This window comes from Pseudomonas baltica (assembly GCF_031880315.1).
Taxonomy (GTDB): domain Bacteria; phylum Pseudomonadota; class Gammaproteobacteria; order Pseudomonadales; family Pseudomonadaceae; genus Aquipseudomonas.
In genome coordinates this window covers 1,628,291-1,643,282 of record NZ_CP134771.1, presented here as the reverse complement: position 1 = coordinate 1,643,282, position 14,992 = coordinate 1,628,291, and the positions used below count along the sequence as shown (strand labels likewise).

Below are 14,992 nucleotides of genomic sequence, written 5' to 3'. Positions count from 1 at the left end.
CCGACATGACTGATTTCCTTGCCCTGGCGCAATCCAGCGTGCAGCAGCTCTCGCCCTACATCCCTGGCAAGCCGGTGGACGAACTGGCACGCGAGCTGAACCTCGACCCCGCCAAGATCGTCAAGTTGGCCAGTAACGAGAATCCGCTGGGTGCCAGCCCCAAGGCGCTGGCGGCCATCGCCGCGGAACTCGCCGAGCTGACCCGCTACCCTGACGGCAACGGTTACAACCTCAAGGTCAAATTGGCCGAGCGCGCCAAGGTGGGGATCGACCAGGTCACGCTGGGCAACGGTTCCAACGATATTCTCGAGCTGGTGGCCCGTGCCTACCTGGCACCGGGCGTCAACGCAGTGTTCAGCCAGCACGCCTTCGCGGTGTATCCGATCGTCACTCAGGCCGTCGGCGCCGAGGCTCGCGTGGTCCCGGCCAAGGAGTGGGGGCATGACCTGCCAGCGATGCTGGCGGCTATCGATGCCAACACCCGCGTGGTGTTCATCGCCAACCCCAATAACCCGACCGGCACCTGGTTCGGCCCGCAGGCGCTGAGCGACTTCCTTGCTGCGGTGCCGGCGCACGTCCTGGTGGTGCTGGACGAGGCCTATATCGAGTACGCCTCCGGCAGCGAACTGCCGGACGGCCTGGATTACCTGACGGCCCACGACAACCTGCTGGTGTCGCGCACCTTCTCCAAGGCCTATGGCCTGGCGGCGCTTCGGGTCGGCTACGGGATTTCGTCGGCCGTGATTGCCGATGTGCTCAACCGTATACGCCAGCCGTTCAACGTCAACAGCCTGGCGCTGGCGGCGGCCTGTGCGGCGCTGGACGATGTCGATTACCTGGCCCATAGCCGCTCGCTCAACAACGCTGGCCTGCTGCAGTTGCAGGACGGTCTGCTCGCGCTGGGGCTGGGCTGGATCCCGTCCAAGGGCAATTTCCTGGCCGTCGACATGGGCCAGGACGCGGCGCCGATCAATCAGGCGTTGCTGCGCGAAGGTGTGATCGTGCGCCCGGTCGCCAACTACGGCATGCCCCGGCATCTGCGGGTAACCGTGGGTACGGCGGCTGAAAACAGCCGTTTCCTCGAAGCGCTGGGCAAGGTCTTGGGTCGTGGTTGAACAGCAAAAACCGCTGATCGGTCGCTTGGTGGTGGTCGGTCTGGGGCTGATCGGTGGTTCGTTTGCCAAGGGCCTCAAGGCTCGTGGTCTGTGTGGTGAGGTGGTGGGTGTCGATCTGGATGCCCATTCCCGTGAGCGCGCCGTGGAGCTGGGCGTGACTGATCGCTGCGAGGCCGACTTGGCCGCAGCCTGTGTCGGCGCCGACGTGATCCAGCTCGCGGTGCCGATTCTGGCGATGGAAAAGGTCCTGGCCAGGCTGTCGCGGTTGGAGCTGGGCGACGCGGTGATCACCGACGTCGGCAGTGCCAAGGGCAACGTGGTGCGTGCCGCGCGGGATGTGTTCGGTCGCCAGCGGATGGCGCGCTTCGTGCCCGGCCATCCGATTGCCGGCTCCGAGCAGAGCGGGGTAGAGGCGTCCAATGGCGAGATGTTTCAGCGCTACAAGGTGATCCTCACGCCGCTCGAAGAGACCGACCCCAGCGCGCTATACCTGGTGGATCGGCTGTGGCGTGAACTGGGTGCCGATGTCGAGCACATGGCGGTCCAGCGTCACGACGAAGTGCTGGCCGCCACCAGTCATTTGCCTCACCTGCTGGCTTTCAACATGGTCGATTCCATGGCCAAGCGCGACGAAAGCCTGGAAATCTTTCGCTATGCTGCGGGTGGTTTTCGCGATTTCACGCGGATTGCCGGGAGTGATCCGGTGATGTGGCATGACATCTTCTTGGCCAACCGGGATGCCGTGTTGCGCGCCCTGGATATCTATCGCGGCGATCTGGATACCTTGCGCACAGCGGTGGAAGCGGGCGATGGCAAGCAATTGCTGGACGTGTTCACCCGTGCCCAGGCGGCGCGCGAGCACTTTGGCCGCATCCTGGCGCAGCGGGCGCCAGCGCCGGGGAAGTGATTCGACGGTGCTGGCCCCTTCGCCAGCAAGCTGTGCTCCCACAGGTGTACTACTCAACTTTGGTTAGCACTGTGGGAGCAAGGCTTGCCCGCGAAAAGGCCGGAACCAACGCTCCATATATCGCGGCAATCCTGCACAGCACTGTCAGTTGTCACCTTTGAGCATTATCATGTCGCGTGCTGTTTGGGTGGGTGCCTGGAGTCTCTTCTGGGCGCGACCTTTCACTTTTCAGAAACAAGCCCACGGATCGTCTCCAATTTCGAGTTTCCTGGCACTCAACGGCCAGGTCGAAATCCGTGTGGCTCACGAGGAATACGTGTGAACTTTCAAGCACCAGTCATCACCATCGACGGCCCGAGCGGCTCTGGCAAAGGCACCATTGCCGGCCTGCTGGCCAAGCGCCTGGGCTGGAACCTGCTCGACAGCGGCGCACTGTATCGGCTGCTGGCGTTCGCCGCCGGCAACCACGGTGTCGACTTGAGCAACGAAGCCTCGTTGAAGCTGCTGGCCGCTCATCTGGACGTGCAGTTCATTGCCGCGACCGGTGGCAAGGCGCAAACGATCATCCTTGAAGGCGATGACGTCAGCCAGGCGATTCGCAACGAAGCAGTCGCCGCGGGTGCTTCCGCAGTTGCCGCGCTGCCGGCGGTACGCGAAGCCCTGCTGCAGCGCCAGCGCGCTTTTCAGGAGGCGCCGGGTCTGGTCGCCGATGGTCGCGACATGGGCACCGTGGTGTTCCCTGACTCACCGCTGAAAATATTTCTCACCGCCAGTGCCGAGGAGCGTGCCCGTCGACGTTACTTGCAGTTGAAGGCCAAGGGCGATGATGTTAGTCTGTCGAGTCTGCTAGATGAGATACGTGCTCGCGATGAGCGAGACACCCAGCGCGCAGTGGCCCCGCTCAAACCGGCGGCCGATGCCATACAGCTGGATTCCACGGAATTATCCATCGATCAGGTGCTGGAACGCATCTTGAGTGAAATCGCACTCCGCGATATCGCCGGATGACCAAGAAAGCGTGCGGGAGACCAGTCGAGTCCTGCAGGCTTTCTTTTACTTGAACGAAACCCACGTTGGCTGGAACGTGGCAGATGGGCGTCTCCTTCGCCCACATCTACCAGGAATTAAAATGAGCGAAAGCTTTGCAGAACTCTTTGAAGAAAGCCTAAAGACACTGAATCTTCAGGCTGGCGCGATCATCACCGCGATCATCGTCGACATCGACTACCAAGCTGGCTGGGTAACCGTCCACGCTGGTCTGAAGTCCGAAGGTCTGATCCCGCTGGAACAGTTCCACAACGACGCTGGCGAACTGACCATCAACGTCGGTGACGAAGTTCACGTGGCGCTGGACGCAGTCGAAGATGGCTTTGGCGAAACCAAACTGTCCCGTGAAAAAGCCAAGCGCGCCGAGTGCTGGATTGTTCTGGAAGCAGCTTTCGCCGCTGAGGAAGTGGTCAAGGGCGTTATCAACGGTAAGGTTAAAGGCGGCTTCACTGTCGACGTTAACGGCATCCGTGCGTTCCTGCCTGGTTCCCTGGTTGATGTCCGCCCAGTGCGCGACACCACCCACCTGGAAGGTAAAGAGCTCGAATTCAAGGTCATCAAACTCGACCAGAAGCGCAACAACGTTGTCGTTTCTCGTCGCAGTGTCCTGGAAGCCGAGAACTCCGCCGAGCGCGAAGCTCTGCTGGAATCCCTGCAGGAAGGTCAGCAAGTCAAAGGTATCGTCAAGAACCTCACCGATTACGGCGCATTCGTCGATCTGGGTGGCGTCGATGGCCTGCTGCACATCACCGACATGGCCTGGAAGCGTATCAAGCACCCATCGGAAATCGTCAACGTTGGCGACGAGATCGATGTCAAGGTTCTGAAATACGATCGCGAGCGTAACCGCGTCTCCCTGGGCCTGAAGCAACTGGGCGAAGATCCATGGGTCGCTATCAAAGCCCGTTACCCAGAAAGCACTCGCGTAATGGCCCGTGTTACCAACCTGACCGACTACGGCTGCTTCGCTGAGCTGGAAGAAGGCGTTGAAGGCCTGGTACACGTTTCCGAAATGGACTGGACCAACAAGAACATCCACCCTTCGAAAGTCGTACAAGTCGGCGACGAAGTGGAAGTCATGGTTCTGGACATCGACGAAGAGCGTCGTCGTATCTCCCTGGGCATCAAGCAGTGCAAGTCGAACCCATGGGAAGACTTCTCTGGCCAGTTCAACAAGGGCGACAAGATCTCCGGCACCATCAAGTCGATCACCGATTTCGGTATCTTCATTGGTCTGGACGGCGGCATCGACGGTCTGGTTCACCTGTCCGACATTTCCTGGACCGAAGTGGGCGAAGAAGCCGTACGTCGCTTCAAGAAGGGCGACGAGCTTGACACCGTCATCCTGTCGGTAGATCCAGAGCGTGAGCGTATCTCCCTGGGTATCAAGCAACTGGAAGACGACCTGTTCTCCAACTACGTTGCTGTCAATGACAAAGGCGCTATCGTCAAAGGTATCGTTAAAGAAGTTGACGCCAAGGGCGCTATCATCACCCTGGCCGAAGACGTCGAAGCTACTCTGAAAGCTTCTGAAATCAGCCGTGACCGCGTTGAAGACGCGCGTAACGTTCTGAAAGAAGGCGAAGAAGTAGAAGCCAAGATCATCTCCGTAGACCGCAAGTCGCGCGTGATCCAGCTGTCGGTCAAGTCGAAAGACGTTGAAGACGAGAAAGAAGCAATCCAGAGCCTGCGCGACAAGCCAGCTGCTTCGGATATCGCTGCAGGCCCAACCACTCTGGGTGACCTGCTGCGTGCTCAAATGGAAAAACAGAACTAAGTTCTGATTTACCATTCAAAAAGGGGCGACTTCGGTCGCCCTTTTTTTCGCAAATTTTTTACACCGTTAATGAGAAGCTCTTCTAGGTAAACTCATGATGGCTCACTAAGAATTTGTGTATTCGGTATAAGGCAGCAACATGAAGACTGCAGTTCCCATGCTCATCGGTTTGACGGCGTTCGCTGTGCTTTCAGGATGCAGCACTGCATCGGTCAAGGCTCATTCGGTGGGTAACGTCCGGGGCTTTGTCGTCAATTGCTCTGGCATGACGACGGATTGGGAGTCCTGTTACACCAAGGCGCAGAGTGTCTGCACTCATGGCTATAAAACAATGTCCAAGACCACGGACGTCAAGGAAGAAGAGGGCGACAGTTTTATGGGTTTCAGCCCGGGTCGTTATAGCCGCACGATGGTCATCGCCTGCAAAGTCCCAACCGATACGTAATAGTGTCCCTAATTCCAATGTGAGAGCGGGCTTGGCGAAGTCTTCGAAGGCTTCGCCGCTGTACGCGCAAGCCCGCACTCGACCGCCAGTCAGTGCCACCATTGACGGTCCCACTCCTGTTGTCTTTGATGAACCTCGTACTAGAGCGTTCCGGGGGCAGCAGGATGAAAACCACGGGCATCGTCAAATGGTTTCGCGCCGAGACCGGCTACGGCTTCATCCAGCAGGATGGCGGCGTGGACATCTTCGTGCATGTCCAGGCCATCCAGGGCGACGGCTACAAGACGCTCAGGGAAGGCCAGCGGGTCGCCTTCGAGATCGAAGCTGGGCCTAACGGTCCGCAAGCGTGCAAAGTGCAAGTGTTGGCAAGCTGAATGCATGCAAGGCAGGGTGCGACGTCGATGTGACTGAATTCCGCCACCCAGACGCCTCGCTGCGTGCACGACCACCTTCCACTCGAGTAAAGCGGCCGCATTATGACCCCTTGTACTGCCCCTGCCACCTGCTTGCGCTTGGCGCCCAACACCCTTGGCCGCGACTTCGTCGTGGGCGATGTGCACGGTCACTTTGAACTGCTCGAAGCCTTTATGCGTACAGTCGATTTCGATACCGACGCCGACCGTTTATTGGCAGTCGGCGACCTGGTCGACCGCGGCCCGGCGTCTCATCAGGTGCTGCAATGGCTCGAGCACGCCTGGTTTTATTCGGTACGTGGCAACCACGAACAAATGATCCTCGACCACGACCTGGGCACCGGCTCCGTGGAAAAACACCGCAACAACGGCGGTGCCTGGTACCACGATGCCGAGACCGAGTTGCGCCAGGCCATCGCCCTGCGCCTGCAGCAGTTGCCCTTCGCCCTCGATGTGGAAACGGCCCGCGGCCGCTTCGGTGTCGTCCATGCCGAGCCGCCATTGCTGCCGGGCCAGCATCACTGGGAAGAAATCCTCATGAACCTGGCAGGCGAGCAGGGCGGCGACGTCCAGCAACTGACCCAGCGCCAGGTACTCTACTCGCGCAACCGCATCAACAACCGCGACAAGACCCCGATCACCGGTGTCGATACTGTCTACGTCGGTCATACCAGCGTCCCATCCCCCACCCGTCTGGGCAACGTGGTGTATCTCGACACCGGTTGCTCGTGGCCAGACGGCCATCTCAGCGCGATCGAAGTCGCCACCGGCAAAGTGATCACCCTCGAATACGGCGCGGCCTGACGGGTGGTGCTCAGTTCAGGACGAACCAGCACACCGACAGACTGAATAAAGAGAGCAGGCTGCCATGCAGCAACATGGCCGGCCAACGCTGCTTGAAGGCCGCCAGCGCGGTATCCTGATAGAACTGCCGAGCCCGATCATCCGATACGCCCAGCGCCCGAAACCTGCTCGCCTTCGCCAACGTCGCACTGCGTGTGAGATTGAACTGCGACGCCACCGCCGCCCCAAAACAGCCCAAAGCGATCAACCAGTACATTGCGTATTCCCAAGACCTCAGATCGGCACAATCCTACAAACTCCGCGCGGCCCGATCCTCCCCATTTGGTACCCCGGTAGATACACGTGGTGTGCTGATTGGCCAGGGTGCGGTGTTGCCCTTGTAGCGAGGCGGCTCGCCTCGGAATGATATTTGAGGCCTTGCAAATGTCCCGGAAGAAATTTTTTGCGGCCAAGCTCTTCGCTCCAGGTCGTTGATAAACCCACCAAAACCGTGCACTGCGCAGCCCTGCCATAGTGCATCCGCCATAAAACGCCCCCCTACCTGCCATATTCCTGCAAAAAAACTCTGGGCCACTAAAACTTTTCCACAGAAGTCAAGACTCAGGCTGTTCAAATCCGTCGGGTCATGCTAAAACCTTCACAGCGGTTATCTAGCTGCTTGATACAGAAGGGAAAAATATGACGAAGTCGGAACTGATCGAACGTATTGTCACCCATCAAGGTCTACTCTCATCCAAGGATGTGGAGCTGGCCATCAAGACCATGCTTGAACAGATGTCCCAGTGCCTGGCCACCGGTGACCGGATCGAGATTCGCGGCTTCGGCAGCTTCTCGCTGCACTACCGCGCGCCGCGAGTGGGGCGTAACCCCAAGACTGGCCAATCGGTCAGCCTCGATGGCAAATTCGTTCCGCATTTCAAGCCGGGCAAGGAGCTCCGCGATCGCGTCAATGAGGATGAAGAGCTCGCCTAAGCGCTGCCTCTTCAGGCTTCAATACTGAGGAGAGCAATATGCGCAATGTAAGAAAACTACTGCTGGTACTGATCGTGCTGGCCGTCGTCGCAGTGACACTTCTATTCGTGCTGGAGAACCAGCAGGCGGTAGCTTTGGCCTTCCTTGGCTGGGCTGGTCCGCAGTTGCCAGTGTCGGTACTCGTCATATTGGCGTTCCTTCTGGGCCTGATCATCGGCCCGCTGCTCGGTACTTATGTGGCCCATCGCAGCAAGCGTAAATTTCGGCGTGAACTCAAACGCCAGCGTGTGGCAACGCCCTGATCGCCTATTCCTGTATTCTTTCATCCAGCAGCTTGCAATCCAGTGCTCCAAAGCGCCTGGTTGCAGGTTTCCCATAACCGGATGAAGTACAGTCGGGCCGCATGAAAATTCTTCTTTTAGGCAAAAATGGCCAAGTCGGTTGGGAGCTGCAGCGTTCCCTCACGCCTTTGGGCGAACTGGTATCCCTTGATCGCCACAGCACGGATTACTGCGGCAACCTGGCTGATCGTGACGGCTTGCGGCACACTCTGCAAACCCTCAAGCCTGATGTAATCGTCAACGCTGCGGCCTACACCGCGGTCGACAAAGCTGAAACCGATCGTGATACGGCAATGCTCATCAATGGCCTTGCCCCGCAAGTCATGGCACAAGAGGCGCAGCGCTCGGGCGCGCTGCTGGTCCATTACTCCACGGACTACGTCTTCGACGGTCGCGGTGTCGACCCATGGGCAGAAAGCGCGGTGGCTTCCCCGGTCAATTACTATGGCCAGACCAAGCTTGCCGGGGAGCAGGCGATACTTGCCAGCGGCTGCCAGCATTTGATTTTGCGCACCAGTTGGGTCTATGGCGCCCGGGGTAGCAACTTCGCCAAGACCATGCTGCGATTAGCTGCCGAACGCGACACCTTGAACGTGATCGCCGACCAGCATGGCGCCCCGACCAGCGCTGAGCTTCTGGCCGACGTCACCGCCCATGCGATCACTGCCACGCTGCGGCAGCCGGCACTAAGCGGCCTTTACCACTTGGTCCCCAGCGGTGAAACCAGCTGGCATGCCTATGCGCAGTTCGTCCTGGATTTCGCTCGCGCGCAGGGCAAGCCCTTGAAGACAGCCACCGTTACCCCTATACCCACCAGCGCCTACCCTACACCAGCCGCCCGACCGCTGAATTCACGTCTGAGCAATCAAAAGCTGCAGCAGGCATTCGGCTTGCATCTACCGCAGTGGCAGGGCGGTGTCGAACGCATGCTCGCCGAGCTGTCCTAGTGGGCAACGTATTCGGCATATGAATGGGAGGAGGTGACGAGTATTCGAGATTTTTTCTCGACTGGGCCGAGCACCGATCCCGTTTTTCGCTGTCATATCGCTGGTGCTGCACAACCGGGATCGTCATGTCGATCTGACAGGCTACCTGCATCAGCTATTGTCAGCGCCCTTCATCGAGGGACCTCCAACCCGTATTTTCGGCCAACAGAGCGAGTGAACGCTATGCATTCTCCTATCCAGACCCGTTGCTTCAAGGCCTACGACATCCGCGGTCAAGTCCCGGCCGATCTCAACGACGACATTGCCTACCGGATTGGCCGCGCGCTGGTTTCCGAACTGCACGGCAAGACCTACGTGGTAGGGCGCGACATGCGCCTGGAGAGTCCGGGCCTCGCAGCGGCTTTGATAAAGGGCCTGACCGAGGCGGGCGCCGATGTGCTCGACCTTGGCCTGTGCGGTACCGAAGAAGTGTATTTCGGCACCAGCCACCTCAAGGCCGATGGCGGCATCATGATCACTGCCAGTCATAACCCTAAGGGCTATAACGGTATGAAGCTGGTGCGCGAGCACTCCAAGCCCATCAGCGGCGACACGGGCCTGGAAGCCATTCGCACGCGCGTCGAAGCCGGGGACTTTGCCGACAAAACCGCTACTGCGGGCAAAGTCATCGAAGCCTTCGACAAAACCGCCTACATCGATCACCTGCTGACCTATATCGACGTCAAGACCCTCAAGCCTTTGAAGGTCCTGGCTGACCCCGGCAACGGCGCCGTCGGCCCAACCATCGAACTGCTGAAGAAAAAGCTGCCACTGGACATCATCGTCATCAACGGGGAGCCGGACGGCAATTTCCCCAATGGCGTGCCCAACCCGCTGTTGCCGGAAAACCGCGAACTGACTCGCAGCGCGCTGCTCGAGCACGGTGCTGACCTGGGGATCGCCTGGGATGGCGACTTCGACCGTTGCTTCTTCTTCGACGGCACTGGCCGTTTTATCGAAGGCTATTACCTGGTTGGGCTGCTGGCTGAAATGCTGCTCAAAAAGCACCCAGGCAGCAAGATCATCCACGACCCACGCCTGACCTGGAACACTATCGAGCAGGTCGAAGCTGCCGGTGGTGTAGCCATTCAGAGCAAGACCGGCCATGCCTTCATCAAGGAGCGCATGCGGTTGGAAGATGCCGTGTATGGCGGCGAGATGAGCGCTCACCATTATTTCCGCGATTTCGCCTACTGCGACAGCGGCAATATTCCGTGGTTGCTGGTGGCTGAGCTGATGAGTGTGAGCGGTAAATCCCTGGCCCAGCTGGTAGATGAGCGGATCGAAGCATTCCCATGCAGCGGCGAGATCAACTATCAGGTGGAGGACGTCAAAGGTTCGATCGAGAAGATCCTCGCCCACTATTTGCCGCAAAGCCCACACGTGGACCGCACCGATGGTATTAGCGTGGAGTTCAAGGAGTGGCGCTTCAGTCTGCGCGGTTCCAACACGGAGCCGTTGCTGCGCCTGAACGTCGAGAGTCGTGGCCAGCAAAGCCTGGTGAACGACAAGGTGGCGGAAATCGAAAGCCTGATCGGCGGTAAAGCGGCGAGCCATTGATTGCTTCGTGGTATTGCCAAGGATGGCTATCGCACTTGAACCGAGCTAACCTCACGCCGTCCAGTGGGGGGCAGGGGCGGATCGTGCAGCACTTGAACACCCTCGCATCGCCTTGTACACGGAGTGTTGCGTTGATAGTTCATGCCATCCTGCAGATCTCGGGTGTCCTCGCTTCATGACGGCATCCGCTCCCTCGGTTCCACCGCGCGTAGCTGTCCTGCTGGCCGCCTGTAACGGCGAGCGCTGGCTGGATGAGCAGGTACAGTCAATTCAGGCCCAACAGCGCGTTGCTGTTCATCTGCATATCAGTGTCGATGAAAGCCTCGATAACACTTGGGGTTGGTGCGAGGCCTATGCAGCCGCGCATGCCAACGTCACGTTGTTGCCCTCAGGTCGATCGGGCAGTGCCGCTGGCAATTTTTTCCGATTGTTGCGGGATGTCAGCCTGGGCGAGCTCGATCATGTCGCATTCGCCGATCAGGACGATATCTGGCTACCCGGCAAATTGCTGCGGGCCATTGAGCAGCTCTCTGCGCACCGCGCCAGTGCCTACTCCAGCAATGTGCTTGCGTTTTGGGCGGATGGTCGTCGTCAACTGCTCGACAAGGCCCAGCCACAAGTGCACTGGGATCACCATTTCGAGGCGGCCGGCCCCGGTTGTTCCTATGTATTCGCTCCAGCGTTCGCTCAAGCCCTGCAGGGCTTCGTTCGTCAGCACCGGCATGCGTTGCAAAACGTGGCATTGCACGACTGGTTGGCCTACGCCTATGCGCGGCAGAACGGCTGGGTGTGGTTTATCGACCAGCAGCCGGGGTTGCTCTATCGCCAGCACGGTAATAACGAGTTTGGTGCCAACACCAGTTGGCGGTCGATGTTTCACCGCCTCAAGCGTATTCGCCAAGGGTGGTGGTTCGAGCAGGTCAGCCTGATCGCCCGGCTGGTTGGCGTCGATGCCGCTGCGCCCGTCACCGGCGCTGCCGTCGATCGTCGGCAACTGGCGCGAATGCTGGTCAACGCCCGGCAATGTCGGCGGCGTCCACGAGATCAACTGCTGTTTGCAGCACTGTGCGCTGTTGCCTGGATCACAGGAGGCGCCAAATGAGCCTTGCGTTGAAAGTCATGGTAACCGGAGCGGGCGGATTTGTTGGCGGTGCGCTGGTCGAATACCTGCGTGGCCAAGCAGGTGTTGACGTACTGCGCTGTGTACGCGACGGCGACGCCGGCCCCGACGATTTCGTCTACGACCTGTTGGGCAAGACCCCAGTACCATCGCTGCAAGGCATCGACGTGATCGTGCATGCCGCCGCGCGCGTACACGTGATGCACGCCGAGTGTGATCCGCTGCCTGCCTTTCGCGCCGCCAATGTCGAGGGCACGCTGCGCCTCGCCGAAGCGGCCGCAGCGTCGGGTGTGCGGCGCTTTGTGTTCGTCAGCTCGATTGCGGTCAATGGCAATGCAACCCCTATTGATCGGCCTTTCACCGCCAGCGACAATCCCGCCCCTCACGACCCTTATGGCGTGTCCAAATTCGAAGCCGAGCTAGCGCTTCAGGACTTGGCCGAGCGAACCGCCATGGAAGTGGTGATCGTGCGTCCGACACTTGTCTATGGTCCTGGCGCGGCCGGCAACGTGCAGCAGATGCTCAAATGGTTGCGCCGCGGCGTGCCTTTGCCCTTGGCTGGCATCAACAACCGTCGCTCGTTTGTCAGCCTGCATAATCTGGTGGACTTCCTCGCGCTGTGCGTCAGTCATTCGGCGGCGGTGGGGGAGGTGTTCTTGGTCAGCGATGAAGAGTCTGTATCCACGCCTCGATTGCTGTCGGCACTGGCACGTGGTTTAGGTCGCGGGCCGCGCTTGTTCTGGGTGCCAGAAGCACTGCTGCGTGGCCTCGCGGCGGCGGTGGGCAAGCGCGGCTGGGCTGAGCGGCTATATGGCTCGCTAGTGGTCGATATCAGCAAGAACGCCAGTCTTCTGGGCTGGTCACCGCCGCAAAGTTTTGAGGCTGGCATTAAAATTACTGTAGATCCGTCCGTCAGGAATTCAGTTTCATGATCGTGTTGCTTGCTGTCGTCGTCGCTATTCTTTCCTGGCTCGGCACTGCCGGTGTCAGGCGTTATGCCTTGGCTCATCATCTGATGGATCATCCGAACGAGCGCAGCTCGCACACCGCGCCTACACCGCGGGGCGGCGGGGCGGCGATCGCTGGGGCCATGTTTGTTGGCCTGCTGGTCGGTTATGGTTGCGGCTGGCTCGGTGGCGCACAGCTGCTGGGGTATCTCGGTGCGGGGACGATGGTGGCGCTGCTGGGGTTTCTCGATGATCACGGTCATGTAGCCGCCCGCTGGCGCCTGCTTGGGCACTTCATTGCCGCCAGCTGGTTGATGTATTGGTTGGGAGGGCTGCCGGTGCTGGAGCTGGGCGGCGGACGATGGGACTTGGGTGTCTGGGGCTGGCCGCTGGGTGTGATAGGCCTGGTGTGGTTGCTCAATCTATATAATTTCATGGATGGCATCGACGGCATCGCTGGGTCTCAGGCGGTCTCTGTGTGCGGTGTTGCCTGTGTGATTTACCTGGTCGGTGGGCATGGCTCACTGTTGTTGGCTCCGTTGTGCATGGCTGGCGCGGCTGCCGGATTCCTCGGCTGGAACTGGCCGCCGGCGCGGATCTTCATGGGCGATGTGGGGAGTGGTTTTGTCGGTTTGATGATCGGCGGTATGGCGTTGCAGGCGGGGCATGAAGTGCCGGGGTACCTTTGGGTGTGGGCGATTTTGATGGCAGTGTTCATCTGCGATGCGACCTGGACGTTGTTGCGGCGATTACTGCGGGGAGAGAAGGTGTATCAGGCCCATCGGAGTCACGGGTACCAGCATGCAGCGGCGAAGTCGGGCAGTCATCTGAAGGTGGTATTGGGTGTGGTTGGAATCAACCTAGCGTGGCTATCGGTGTGTGCGTACGTTGGTACGGCACACCGTGAATATGGGTTCGCGCTGCTGGTAGCCTACATCCCTATTTTGGTCATAGCGTATGGCTTGCGCGCCGGAGACATAGATTCAGCATGAATTTTTCTCCATATTTTATTGATCACAACCTTTTTTTTGAGTCCGATCGGCCGAAAGGTTTTGATGATCTCTATTCAGGGCTGAACACAAATTCAGGAAATGGATTGATCACCACCAGTTTGGCGAAAATTCTGGGGTTGAGCGAGTTCCCTGGCGGCATACAGAACTTCTTTACCTGTCGCGAAGCCAGTGTCGATTTTGAGTACGTCAATTCAAGCTACTCCCATGCCTTATTGGTGCTGGAGGACCATTTAGGGGGGCAATGGAATTTTCTCGAATGGTCACGGATGCAGGCCATCCTCGAAAAAATCGATCTGCCACTCATTGTGTTCAGTCTAGGGAGCTGTGGGTTCCATAAAACCCCTGAGCAGATAGCATGTGAGATTTGTGAAGAGGCTCGGAATTTTTTTCGATACTTGTCCGGTCGTGCCGTTTCTATGGGGGTTCGGGGGAAGACCAGTGCAAAAGTGCTGGATATTTTAGGGGCCAGTAATTATCAAGTGGTCGGGTGCCCCACCTACTTTGAAGCTGGACCGGGTAGGTGGGTAGTCACGCCGAAGGTGACTGCGGACTCTAAGGTGGTCGCGAATGGTTGGTTCGTGTCTAACACTTTGAACAACGTGCACTACGTGCTTCAAAGTGAAATTGAGCTGTTGAGAGCGCTCATCGACCTCGCGCCTTATCCGCAGGCTGATGCGATCGCTTTCATGGAGACGGCGTGGCCGAATCTCCCGGAAAAAACCTTGGAAGCATTAGAAGTCGATCGGGTCAGATTTTATACAAATCCACTTGAATGGGCCGATTTTTTTGATGATTCAGTGGCGCTGACCGTGGGAACCCGGATGCACGGCGGAATAGTGTCGATCAACCGATGCCGACCTACGATTGTCACTAACCCGGATGTGCGGGCCGCCGAAATGTGCGCGCTTTTCAAAATTCCACTTTATCCAGGCGTGAATCTTTCCAATGCTTCGCCGGGTGAGCTTGCGGAGATGGCAGATCCGAGTGACTTGAATTTCGCCTATGGGGAACTGTACGAGAATTTCAGATCGTGGCTCATCGATACCTGTCACCTGCCAGTGCCTCCTGAGCCCCTTGCTACCTTGGCTTGGGATATTCACCAGGTCAAGATGCTTCCCGGACCCATCGTAGCGGAGCGTATCCGCGGGGCGGCCACTGCTGCCAAGGCTAAGGTTGGTCAATTCCAATTTGATCTGGAGCAGTGCGAGAAGCAAAAAGCTGAGGCGCAGGATCAGTTGGCTGCGTTACGGCAAAGCTATCAAGCGGTGCTTTCCGAGCTAGTTACAGTGCAATCCCAGCACGAAGGAGGCCAAGTGAAACTGAATGCCATGCAGCAAAGCCGAAGCTGGCGTATTACTGCGCCGCTGCGGCGAATCGGGGCGTGTCTGAGAAGACTGCATTGGTAAATCTAGGCGGGTGTGATTTTATTTAGCGAATGTGGTGAAGATCAGCGGTTTTCTGCTGGCTTGACGGGGAGGTCCTAGGACGATTGTAGGTATCATCCTGATTTGTAAGCTTTCGTTTTTGGGCGTTTTATTGCGAAAA

At 58.6% G+C, this 14,992-nt stretch carries 15 protein-coding genes and 1 pseudogene; 15 read left to right on the top strand and 1 reads right to left on the bottom strand.

The window, feature by feature from the left end; all coding sequences use genetic code 11:
* The first annotated feature begins 5 nt into the window (after positions 1 to 5).
* The 7 genes and pseudogenes from hisC (at position 6) to REH34_RS07165 (ending at position 6,508) form a co-directional block, all read left to right on the top strand.
* A complete protein-coding gene (gene hisC / locus REH34_RS07195) occupies positions 6 to 1,115 on the top strand; it encodes a histidinol-phosphate transaminase (RefSeq protein ID WP_311971235.1) in 1,110 nt (369 codons plus the stop codon).
* Positions 1,108 to 2,004: pseudogene (locus REH34_RS07190) on the top strand (prephenate dehydrogenase/arogenate dehydrogenase family protein); the annotation flags it as partial. The gene hisC and the pseudogene REH34_RS07190, both read left to right, overlap by 8 nt.
* Before the next feature lie 336 nt (positions 2,005 to 2,340).
* Positions 2,341 to 3,030, top strand: a complete 690-nt coding sequence (gene cmk, locus REH34_RS07185; protein WP_311971234.1) for a (d)CMP kinase — start codon at positions 2,341 to 2,343, stop codon at positions 3,028 to 3,030.
* 121 nt (positions 3,031 to 3,151) lie between these two features.
* On the top strand, positions 3,152 to 4,846 hold the full coding sequence (gene rpsA, locus REH34_RS07180; protein WP_226505336.1) for a 30S ribosomal protein S1: 1,695 nt from the start codon (positions 3,152 to 3,154) through the stop codon (positions 4,844 to 4,846).
* Positions 4,847 to 4,985: 139 nt separating this feature from the next.
* Complete coding sequence (locus REH34_RS07175; RefSeq protein WP_226505241.1) at positions 4,986 to 5,291, top strand: hypothetical protein; 306 nt, start codon at positions 4,986 to 4,988, stop codon at positions 5,289 to 5,291.
* 128 nt (positions 5,292 to 5,419) lie between these two features.
* Positions 5,420 to 5,665: a cold shock domain-containing protein gene (locus tag REH34_RS07170; RefSeq protein ID WP_409373259.1), complete on the top strand. Its 246-nt coding sequence runs from the start codon at positions 5,420 to 5,422 to the stop codon at positions 5,663 to 5,665.
* A gap of 102 nt (positions 5,666 to 5,767) precedes the next feature.
* A complete protein-coding gene (locus tag REH34_RS07165; RefSeq protein WP_311971233.1) occupies positions 5,768 to 6,508 on the top strand; it encodes a metallophosphoesterase in 741 nt (246 codons plus the stop codon).
* Positions 6,509 to 6,518: 10 nt separating this feature from the next.
* Here the strand turns inward: REH34_RS07165 and REH34_RS07160 are convergent, their stop codons facing one another.
* Positions 6,519 to 6,764, bottom strand: coding sequence for a hypothetical protein (locus REH34_RS07160; RefSeq protein WP_311971232.1), 246 nt, complete (start codon positions 6,762 to 6,764; stop codon positions 6,519 to 6,521).
* Positions 6,765 to 7,186: 422 nt separating this feature from the next.
* Here REH34_RS07160 and ihfB point away from each other — a divergent pair, with 422 nt between their 5' ends.
* The 8 genes from ihfB (at position 7,187) to REH34_RS07120 (ending at position 14,853) form a co-directional block, all read left to right on the top strand.
* Complete coding sequence (ihfB, locus tag REH34_RS07155) at positions 7,187 to 7,480, top strand: integration host factor subunit beta (RefSeq protein ID WP_043187734.1); 294 nt, start codon at positions 7,187 to 7,189, stop codon at positions 7,478 to 7,480.
* A 38-nt stretch (positions 7,481 to 7,518) separates the two neighbouring features.
* A complete protein-coding gene (locus REH34_RS07150) occupies positions 7,519 to 7,782 on the top strand; it encodes a lipopolysaccharide assembly protein LapA domain-containing protein (protein ID WP_311971231.1) in 264 nt (87 codons plus the stop codon).
* Between the two features lie 101 nt (positions 7,783 to 7,883).
* A complete protein-coding gene (gene rfbD, locus REH34_RS07145) occupies positions 7,884 to 8,768 on the top strand; it encodes a dTDP-4-dehydrorhamnose reductase (RefSeq protein ID WP_311971230.1) in 885 nt (294 codons plus the stop codon).
* 222 nt (positions 8,769 to 8,990) lie between these two features.
* Positions 8,991 to 10,367 (top strand): phosphomannomutase, encoded by a 1,377-nt coding sequence (locus tag REH34_RS07140; RefSeq protein WP_311971229.1) that lies wholly within the window; start codon positions 8,991 to 8,993, stop codon positions 10,365 to 10,367.
* Between the two features lie 175 nt (positions 10,368 to 10,542).
* Positions 10,543 to 11,469 carry a glycosyltransferase gene (locus tag REH34_RS07135; RefSeq protein WP_311971228.1) on the top strand — a complete coding sequence of 309 codons (927 nt, stop codon included), beginning with the start codon at positions 10,543 to 10,545 and terminating at the stop codon, positions 11,467 to 11,469.
* On the top strand, positions 11,466 to 12,419 hold the full coding sequence (locus REH34_RS07130; protein ID WP_311971227.1) for an NAD-dependent epimerase/dehydratase family protein: 954 nt from the start codon (positions 11,466 to 11,468) through the stop codon (positions 12,417 to 12,419). The genes REH34_RS07135 and REH34_RS07130 overlap by 4 nt, the downstream gene beginning before the upstream one ends.
* Complete coding sequence (locus tag REH34_RS07125; RefSeq protein WP_311971226.1) at positions 12,416 to 13,426, top strand: glycosyltransferase family 4 protein; 1,011 nt, start codon at positions 12,416 to 12,418, stop codon at positions 13,424 to 13,426. The genes REH34_RS07130 and REH34_RS07125 overlap by 4 nt, the downstream gene beginning before the upstream one ends.
* Positions 13,423 to 14,853, top strand: a complete 1,431-nt coding sequence (locus REH34_RS07120) for a polysaccharide pyruvyl transferase family protein (RefSeq protein ID WP_311971225.1) — start codon at positions 13,423 to 13,425, stop codon at positions 14,851 to 14,853. Before REH34_RS07125 ends, REH34_RS07120 begins: the two co-directional genes overlap by 4 nt.
* The last annotated feature ends 139 nt before the right edge of the window (positions 14,854 to 14,992 follow it).

What these genes read in the sequence shown, in the direction of transcription:
- hisC (WP_311971235.1), top strand. Translation starts at nt 6, where the DNA reads ATGACTGATTTCCTTGCCCTGGCGCAATCCAGCGTGCAGCAGCTCTCG.
- rpsA (WP_226505336.1), top strand. Translation starts at nt 3,152, where the DNA reads ATGAGCGAAAGCTTTGCAGAACTCTTTGAAGAAAGCCTAAAGACACTG.
- REH34_RS07175 (WP_226505241.1), top strand. Translation starts at nt 4,986, where the DNA reads ATGAAGACTGCAGTTCCCATGCTCATCGGTTTGACGGCGTTCGCTGTG.
- REH34_RS07170 (WP_409373259.1), top strand. Translation starts at nt 5,420, where the DNA reads ATGAACCTCGTACTAGAGCGTTCCGGGGGCAGCAGGATGAAAACCACG.
- REH34_RS07165 (WP_311971233.1), top strand. Translation starts at nt 5,768, where the DNA reads ATGACCCCTTGTACTGCCCCTGCCACCTGCTTGCGCTTGGCGCCCAAC.
- REH34_RS07160 (WP_311971232.1), bottom strand. Translation starts at nt 6,764, where the DNA reads ATGTACTGGTTGATCGCTTTGGGCTGTTTTGGGGCGGCGGTGGCGTCG.
- ihfB (WP_043187734.1), top strand. Translation starts at nt 7,187, where the DNA reads ATGACGAAGTCGGAACTGATCGAACGTATTGTCACCCATCAAGGTCTA.
- REH34_RS07150 (WP_311971231.1), top strand. Translation starts at nt 7,519, where the DNA reads ATGCGCAATGTAAGAAAACTACTGCTGGTACTGATCGTGCTGGCCGTC.
- rfbD (WP_311971230.1), top strand. Translation starts at nt 7,884, where the DNA reads ATGAAAATTCTTCTTTTAGGCAAAAATGGCCAAGTCGGTTGGGAGCTG.
- REH34_RS07140 (WP_311971229.1), top strand. Translation starts at nt 8,991, where the DNA reads ATGCATTCTCCTATCCAGACCCGTTGCTTCAAGGCCTACGACATCCGC.
- REH34_RS07135 (WP_311971228.1), top strand. Translation starts at nt 10,543, where the DNA reads ATGACGGCATCCGCTCCCTCGGTTCCACCGCGCGTAGCTGTCCTGCTG.
- REH34_RS07130 (WP_311971227.1), top strand. Translation starts at nt 11,466, where the DNA reads ATGAGCCTTGCGTTGAAAGTCATGGTAACCGGAGCGGGCGGATTTGTT.
- REH34_RS07125 (WP_311971226.1), top strand. Translation starts at nt 12,416, where the DNA reads ATGATCGTGTTGCTTGCTGTCGTCGTCGCTATTCTTTCCTGGCTCGGC.
- REH34_RS07120 (WP_311971225.1), top strand. Translation starts at nt 13,423, where the DNA reads ATGAATTTTTCTCCATATTTTATTGATCACAACCTTTTTTTTGAGTCC.